The organism is Phycisphaerae bacterium, assembly GCA_012729815.1.
GTDB lineage: Bacteria > Planctomycetota > Phycisphaerae > JAAYCJ01 > JAAYCJ01 > JAAYCJ01.
In genome coordinates, this window is sequence record JAAYCJ010000160.1 from 1 (window position 1) to 8,015 (window position 8,015).

The 8,015-nt window shown below is 62.1% G+C and carries 7 protein-coding genes; all 7 read right to left on the bottom strand.

The window, feature by feature from the left end; genetic code table 11:
* Positions 1–4: 4 nt before the first annotated feature.
* A complete protein-coding gene (locus tag GXY33_10620; GenBank protein ID NLX05585.1) occupies positions 5–847 on the bottom strand; it encodes a carbohydrate ABC transporter permease in 843 nt (280 codons plus the stop codon).
* Between the two features lie 13 nt (positions 848–860).
* The gene (locus GXY33_10625) at positions 861–1,802 is read right to left on the bottom strand and encodes a sugar ABC transporter permease (protein ID NLX05586.1); all 942 of its coding nucleotides are present in this window, start codon (positions 1,800–1,802) and stop codon (positions 861–863) included.
* 97 nt (positions 1,803–1,899) lie between these two features.
* Entirely contained in the window at positions 1,900–3,537 is a 1,638-nt protein-coding gene (locus GXY33_10630) for an extracellular solute-binding protein (GenBank protein NLX05587.1), read from the bottom strand.
* Complete coding sequence (locus GXY33_10635; protein ID NLX05588.1) at positions 3,534–4,469, bottom strand: tetratricopeptide repeat protein; 936 nt, start codon at positions 4,467–4,469, stop codon at positions 3,534–3,536. Before GXY33_10635 ends, GXY33_10630 begins: the two co-directional genes overlap by 4 nt.
* A 252-nt stretch (positions 4,470–4,721) precedes the next feature.
* Positions 4,722–5,642: a hypothetical protein gene (locus GXY33_10640; protein ID NLX05589.1), complete on the bottom strand. Its 921-nt coding sequence runs from the start codon at positions 5,640–5,642 to the stop codon at positions 4,722–4,724.
* 286 nt (positions 5,643–5,928) lie between these two features.
* Positions 5,929–6,855 carry a sigma-70 family RNA polymerase sigma factor gene (locus GXY33_10645; GenBank protein NLX05590.1) on the bottom strand — a complete coding sequence of 309 codons (927 nt, stop codon included), beginning with the start codon at positions 6,853–6,855 and terminating at the stop codon, positions 5,929–5,931.
* 97 nt (positions 6,856–6,952) lie between these two features.
* Positions 6,953–8,015, bottom strand: a 1,063-nt coding sequence (locus tag GXY33_10650; GenBank protein NLX05591.1) for a hypothetical protein, incomplete at its 5' end; no start/stop codon positions are given.

Consider the following 8,015-nt stretch of genomic DNA (forward strand, 5'->3'; position numbering starts at 1 on the left):
CCGGTCAGCCCTTGATCGCTCCCGCGGTCAGGCCGCGGATGAACAGCCGCATGGTGAAGATGAACAAAATCACCATGGGGATCGAACTGATCGTGTAGCCGGCCATGAGCTGGCCCCACTCCTTGACGTACTCGCCCTCGAGCCGCATCAGGCCCACCGGCACCGTCAGCATCACGTCGTCCCGCATCACGATCAGCGGCAGCATCAGGTTGTTCCAGTTGCCGATGAACTGCAGGATCGCCAGCGTCCCGAGGATCGCCCCGCTCATCGGCAGCACGATGTGCATGATCTGCTGCCACGAACTGGCCCCGTCAAGCTGGGCCGACTCGAAGAGCTCGTTGGGTATCTCCTCGATGAACTGCCGCAGAATAAACACGCATAACGCCTGCCCGCCCGTCGCCCCCAGGATGATCAGCGGCCAGAGGCTGTTGAGCAGGTGCATGTCCTTGAGCAGCGTGAAGAGCGTCATCAGCGTGGCCGCCGTCCCCGGAAGGAACATCAACGCGATCAGGCCGTAATACACCACGCCTCGACCCGGCACCTTGTGCTTGGCGATCACGTAGCTGGTGAGCGTGGCGAACAGCAGACAGAACGCCGTCGCCGCCACCGACGTCACGATCGAGTTGGCAATGTAGATCTTCACCGTGTCCCACGCGAACGACCAGTTCTCCCACTTCCACGTGCCGATCGAATCGAACCACCACGGGTTCCGAACGAACTGGTCGTTGTCCTTGAAGCTGATCACCACCATGATGTACAGCGGGAAGAACGCGGAGAACAGCACCAACAGGATCAACCCGTGCTTGATCAGTTCCTTGGTTCGCTCTCGGGATCGGCGACTCAGCATGACAGCGGAACTCCTACTTATCGACCCGCACAAGCTTCTGATACACCAGGGTGATCGACATGATGATCACGAACAGCACCATGCCCAGGGCGCAGGCGTATCCGTAGCGCTGGTTCAGGAAACCTTCGGTGAACATGTACAACCCGGGCACCATGCCCACGTTGTTCGGCCCGCCCTCCGGGCCCAGCAAAATCAAGATCAGCCCGTAGTCCTGCAGCGTGCCGATCGTCATCAGGATCAGCATCAACCGCACCTGAGTCATGATCAGCGGCAGCTCGATCTTCGAAAACTTGCCCCACCAGCTCAATCCGTCGATCTTGCCCGCGTCGTAGACGTCCTGAGAGATGTTCTGCAGGCCCGCCAGGTAGATCAGCACGCCGATCACGCCCACCCACGGAAAACCCCAGATGATCAGCGTCGGCACGATCAGGTGGCTGTTCGACAGCCACGCCGGACTCCCGTAGGTGAACGCCTGCCAGCCCAACACGTTGATGTCGAGCCACTGCAGCACGTCCATCAGGTGCGTCGCCTGGAGCGTCTTGTTCATGATGCCCGTCATCGGCTCGAAGAACGACTTCCAGATCAGAAGGCCCACCAGCGACGGGATGATCATCGGAATCACGAACAGCACCCGGTAGACGTACTGCCACCGCTCCGACTGGAGCCGGTGGATCACCACCGCCGTAAAGATGCTCGGCCACATCTTGAACGCGTTGGCCACCAGCAGGATCAGCGTCAACCCGAAGCTCTGCCAGAACAACCGGTCGTGCCCGAACGCCTGGATGAAGTTCTCCAGCCCGCGGAATTCCTCGATGAACGCCCCGTCCCACCGGTACAGGCTGTACCGAATCGCGTCCAGCGACGGATAGTAGTTGAACACCAGAATCAGCAGCACCGTCGGCAGCATCAGCAGATAAAGCGACCACTGAAACCTCAGCCGCCTGATGGTCGTCATGACGCGGCGTCCAGCCGAGTGGGTCGTCCGCTCCGGAGCGTTCGACCGGGCCGCCCGCTCCACTCCCGCGCGTTCCGTAATCGCGCCGTTTGCCATACTACTCCATCCTCAACTTGCCCTGGAGTTCCGTTTCGAACCGATGGATATACTCGTTCAGGCCGTGGTCCGCCCGCACCTGGCGGATCATGGCCTCCTGGAATCGCCGATCGTGGTCCGCGTACGTCTGCTCGAACAGCGCGTCGGAATTCAGGATGCCCAGAAGCTGCTCCTGGAGCCGCACGTTGTTGCGGCCCGCCTCGAACTCGTCCTGGGCGGCCCTGGTCCAGCCGTAATCGTTGTCCTGCAGGGCGTCCACCACGTTTTTGCCGAATTCGTCCAGCCCGATCTCGCCCTGGACGAAGGCGGTCAGGCCGCCGTCGTAGACCTGCCGGCTCCGCCCGCCCCAGAACCAGTACAGCGTGCCCGTGTAGCCTTCCGGGTTCGGCATGAAAACTTCAAGTTCTTTCGTCGGCCGCGCCCCGATCACCGCGGGAATCCAGTTGATGTCCCGGTTGAACTGCTGGTTCATGGCCTTGGACGTCAGAAACTGGAGAAAATCGATCGCCACGTCCTTGTTGCGGCTGTAGCGGTGAATGCCGTAGGCGTTGCCGGTCCCGGTCGAGGCCTCGCTGGTTCGGCCGCGAACCTGGTCGGCGTAGGGTTCGTCGCCCGCGGGCATCGGAAAATCGAAAATCCCCACCTCGAAGTCCGCCTGGCGGAACAGGCTCTCAGCGTCCCACGAACCGGAGGTGATCATCGCCGCGTTTTCCTGAACGAACAGGAACGCCGCCTGCTCGCGACCGACCGCCATGAACCCCTTCTGGAAGTGGTTCGACAGGTCGCGGATCAGGCCGAACGCCGCCTGGTTCGGCGGGGAGTCCCAGCCGAACACCCCGCTCTCGAGCCCGGCGTACATCTCCATGCCGCCGATCCCGCCGTCGAGGTTCGTATCGAGCTCCGACAGATAGCCGGCCAGGAACGCCGCCTGGTACCGCTCGAAGAAAATCGGACTGTTGTACTTGCTGCCCGCGATCGGCACCAGCAGTACGCCGGTCTGCTCCGCGTGCTGCCGGATCGTCCGGCAGACCTCGAGCAGTTGCCCGAACGTCTGCGGCGGTTCATCCGTGCCCAGAACCTTGCGGAACAGGTCGCGGTTGTAGAAGATCCGCTGCGTGAACGTCGAACTCGGAACCCCGAAGTAGTCCTGCAGACTCGGCCGGTAGGCCGTCCGCATCCCGTCGATGAACGTCTCACGCCACAGCACGCCCTCCAGCTCCGTGCCGGCGTTATACGGATTCGGCTTGGCCACGTGGCCGCTCATCGGCTCGAAGTACCGCTGGAGATACTGGTCCTGTGAGACCATGGTGCTCATGCCCATCTCCATCAGGTCCGGAGCCGTCCCGCCCACCAGGTGCGTATTGACTACCTGGGCGTAGAACTTCTCGGTGATCGGCACCTGGTGGATCGCCACCTCCGGGTGCAGCTTCTCATACTCGCGGATAATGTGATCGAGAGCGTCCCGATAGCCCGACTCGAGCTGCCAGTGCGCAATCCGCAGGTTCTTCTTGCTCTCGTCGAAGTAGACCTCGTGAACGCTGTTGATCTGGATCATCGAGACCACGAACGACACCGCGAGAAACACCGCCGCCATGCCGTTCATGAGGATTTCGCGATTCTGGACCAGGAACTTCTTCATTGCTGGGCGACCTCCTGAGTCGTCGGCGCCTGGCGGACCATCTGCTCCCGTTCCTTGGGCTTGGGAGCCCACTCGAGATTGGGAATCTGCTCCTCCGGCACGCCGAGCCGCTTCAGCGCGAGCTGCGACTGGTACCCCTTGCCCTGCGACGGAACCTCGGTGATCAGCTTGGTGTAGTAAACGATCGCCAGGTCGCGGTTGTTCAGCTTGCTGTCCGCCAGATTGGCGATCCGCCAGTAGAACACCCCTTCCTGCCCCGGCTCCAGCGAATTCCGCCGGTCCGCCTCCACGTACGCCGCCACGCACCGGGCCGAATCGCCCAGCGGATAGAAGTACACGTCCCCCAGATACACCCACATCAACCCCGCCAGCGAGTTCTCCGGGTGCTTGGCCAGCCAGTCCGTCAAAACCTTGACGCCTTGGTTGACCTGGTCGGTCTGGAACGTGTTGATGTGGCTCTGGGCCAGACGAAGCACCGCCTCATCGACGATCGGCCGATCGCCGTAGCTCTCGATCACCTTCCGGTAAATCGCCCGCGCCTTGTCCAGCTCGATCACGTCCTGGAAATAATCGCGCAACTCGTGGATGCGGGCCAGGTTCATCAACGCCCGCGGGGCGAACTTCTCGTTCGGGTCCTTCTCAGCCAGCTCCCGAAACAGTTTGGCCGCCTCCTGGATGGCGCTTGCGGTCGGCGGACGCTTGTGATGCAGCGACACCGCCAGACCGAAGGTCGCCTCCTTCCAGCGGTCGCTGTTCGCCTCGGCCGTCTCCAATACCTCGCGGAAATACGGCTCAGCCCGGTCGAATTCGTAGTACCGGACGTATTGCCAACCTTCCCGAATCGGATCCGGCGCCCCGTCCGCGCCGACGCTCGTTCCGCACAGCACGCTCGCCCACATCGCCAGGGCCGTCAGCCAACAGGTCGATCTCATTCAGGCAAAGCTCCCATTTATGGCTTATGATTCATTGACCGCCCACCGGGGGGCAGAAAAACCGCATGGTAACGTAGGCGGATTCCTATGTCAAACAATCCCTTGCGTTTGCGGGGATTAACCGGGTCTTCAGGCGGCGCCTTGGCGCCCTTACATACGTTCATACCGCCCCGACCGTTCATGGTTGAGATTTCGATGTAAATCCATCGTTCTGGAGGGGATAAATCGCAGCGATGGCCGCCAATGGGTCGATCAGATACCCCGCAACGCCTCTTCCTCAAGCGGAATCAGCACCGTGTCCGTCTCGATGTGTGCGGGATTGATATCCTTGGACCCAGGCTGAAGATGCGGCGAGAGCGACAATCCGCCCAGGTCACGGTAGGCCGAATAGACGTTGTCGCCGTGCATGCCGGCGTGCGGGTTGGTGTGAAATGCGACGCTGGCGTCCGCGAACAGCAGATTCTGACCCTTCGACTTATGATTCAGGCTATTGGCCTTGGTCGTGTCAAGCCGGTAGTTCTCCGGATCGCCCTTAAACGCGTGGGCCGTCGGGTCCAAGCCGTTGTTCTCGTCGCCCCCCAGCACGAAACCGGGATTCGGACCCATCACCGACCACTGCGGCGACCACGGGTTGTGGAACGAGTAGCTCACCAGCGGACCGGCCGAATGGTCCACGTAGAAATCGGAGAAATATTCCGCCGAACGCCGGCTTCCGTCGCTTTCCTCCAGCGGGTCTTCCAGGCCGCGCTTCCGCGGAACCGCTGGGCAGACAAACAGCTTCTCCGGAAGCGGTGAATTGCGGTTGCGGCACAACAGCCAGATGCCCGCCGTCACCGACTTGTGCACGGGAATGCTGGAGTCGAACGGATCGTCGATGCCGCTCGAGTAACCGCATACCGGCGAAAGGTTGCGCCACGAGACCTGCGGATCGTTCGTCGCCACCACCTTCTGGTTGTTGCCAAGTGGCGGATCGATGCACGGGTAACTGCCGTGATTGGCGTCCGCGTAGACGATCAGGCCCACGCCGATCTGATGGAGGTTGGACGTGCAGGTGACCCGGTAGCCCGTTGCGTGGACCTGGGCGATCACGGGAATGATGATCGCCACCAGCATCGCGATGATGCCGACCACCACGATCAGTTCCATCAGTGTAAACGCCCTGAAGCGCCTCACCGTCGACCTCCGCCCCCCAATCCCTGTCCCCACCCATTATACGACAAGTGTCGATGGTTACCAAGTGATTCGCCAGCCGTTTCGCACGAAAGCAACCGATGACGACCGTCTGAAACGTCTCAGTGTCGTCCTTCCACATTAAAGGCACCGATATTCCTCCACCCGTGCACCAGAACCAAAACCCCCAAAATCGACAACGTTCCCAAATTGCGGATGCGGAAAAAGACGCTTAAAACCCGCTGAAATCCCCCGAAGTGGTATTCTTCTGACTTCTGACTTCTCTGCGCTACCGTCGCCGGGCGGGTTCTCTTGTCGTCTTCCAGCCGCTGTCTTCCTGCTCGCCGCCGCTGGTGGATTGGATGGTCTGGCTGGTGTCGGATTGGTCGGATGAGCTGAAGAGGGCTGGGGCGTAGCGGTAGGTGCCGTACGTGCCGAGGGCAAGAAGAGCGGTGGCCGCCGCAACGATCGCTTTTGCTTTCAGAGACCCTAGGGTCGACGAGACAACTCCCGGGACGACTGAGCCGCTCGTCTGCAACACCGCGCCGGCCACCGCCGGTCCACTCACTGTCCCAACTCCCGCAATCGCCATTTTGCCCAACCCCGCCAGCAGCGTGGCTGGGACTTCGCACGCCGTCTTGCCCGCCATCATGGCCATCAGCACCGCCGCGGATGGTGCCAGGCAGGTCATCCGCAGCTTGCCGCGAAGCTCGTTGACGCCCCGCTCGATCCGCCGCGAGACCGTCGAACGGTGCACGCCCAGCTCATCGGCGATCTGCTCCTGGCTTTTGCCGTGCAGAAAGTGCAGGATCACCGGCAGCCGCAGTTCCTCATCGAGGTCGTCCAGGGCTTTATCCACCTGCGGAGCGATCTCGCGCCACGTCGGCTCAGCGGCCGCTGCGATCTCCGACCGCTCAGCCGTCGCCACCGCTTCGCGATGCCGCCGGCGCGAGGCCTCGCGGATCGTGTTGGCCGCCCGATGCGTCGCCGCACGGTGCAGCCACCCGGCCAGCGACGTATTCACCTGCTCCGCCTTTCGCGCCAACTCCAGGAACGTCTCCTGGGCCGCGTCCTCCGCGTCCGCCGGGTTATGTGTCACTCGCAAACAAGTTCCATAAACCAGATTTACATACCGGCGGAACAGCGTGGCAAACGCCTCAGCGTCGTGCGTCCGCGCATAGCTATGCAGTAGTGTCAGATCGTTCGAGACTGCCATAAACCACCGTTCTCTCCACTCCCTCCACCCACAAGACACCGCCCACACCATCCATTGTGCACGAAAACCGCGATTTTGGCAACCGGGGCGTTTTGCGCTACAGCCCGAACTGGTAACCTGGGCACCTGCGGAAATGATAGGCGGTTTCGCCGAGGGCGGTATCGAGGTAGGCCAGGCACAGCGTGCGGAACCAGGTCGGGAACATGGCGCTTTCGTTGACACCCGACGCGAGGATCGGATGGCCGTACTCGAAGGGGCGGTCGCGCATGAAGACAAAGCCGCCGTCGTCGTTGGCGTTCGAGACCACCCACGGGCGGGCTCGGCGAAGGGCGGCAAGAATGTCATCGCGGCGGTAGGGGGTCTGGCCAAGGAATCGGCAGAGGGGTTCGATCGAGTCGATGTCCTCGCACGCACTGCTTTTGAACGGCTCGACGCCGTTGTGGCTGCCCCATCCAAACCCGCCCAGCGGGTTCTGCGTGGCCAGCACCTGATCGGCGGCCCGTTCGACGTGCGGGATCGGTTTGCGGTCATAGGTCCAAAGCGGCCAGAAGTGATAGGCCGCCTGGACCGACCGCGATCGCTGGATCGGGTCCGAAAGGTCCATATCGCCCCACAGGCCGGTTTCGGGATTCAGGTGGTGCGTCTCCATCCACGCCAGCAGCGTTTCGACCGTTCGGCCGGCTTCGTCGTTGGCTTGGAAGTCGCGGGCGTATTGCAGCAGCGTGCCGACGTTCATGACCTCATTGCCGGTAAGGTCCACATCCTTGACCCAGTCGCGCTCAGCCAGCCACCGCTCGATTGCCCCGGGCGCGGTAAACGGATCGAGCCAACGCATCGGTTTTTCCGCCGTCGCCCCCAGGCACGTCAGGGCGATGATCACGTGGCAGCTCAGATGCGACGGGCCGCACCAGAGCACCTCGCCCTGATACCATCCCTGGCCGTAGATCGCCCGGTCGCGAAACAACCCGTCGTCGTCCTGGAACGATTGGAGATAGTCGATCCACTGCCGCCGCTGGCGGTCGGTCAGGGCGTCCAGATCGCCGTAGAGGTGGCGGGTCATCGCGGCGTAGCACGAGCTGTAGAGTGCCGGTGCGCTCTGGCACGGGGCGTATCGGTACCGGCCGTAAGGCTCGCCCTCAAGCCGCATCTGTTGCACAAAA

Coding starts and splice junctions, on each gene's coding strand:
- GXY33_10620 (NLX05585.1), bottom strand. CDS start 847: ATGCTGAGTCGCCGATCCCGAGAGCGAACCAAGGAACTGATCAAGCAC.
- GXY33_10645 (NLX05590.1), bottom strand. CDS start 6,855: ATGGCAGTCTCGAACGATCTGACACTACTGCATAGCTATGCGCGGACG.
- GXY33_10625 (NLX05586.1), bottom strand. CDS start 1,802: ATGACGACCATCAGGCGGCTGAGGTTTCAGTGGTCGCTTTATCTGCTG.
- GXY33_10635 (NLX05588.1), bottom strand. CDS start 4,469: ATGAGATCGACCTGTTGGCTGACGGCCCTGGCGATGTGGGCGAGCGTG.
- GXY33_10630 (NLX05587.1), bottom strand. CDS start 3,537: ATGAAGAAGTTCCTGGTCCAGAATCGCGAAATCCTCATGAACGGCATG.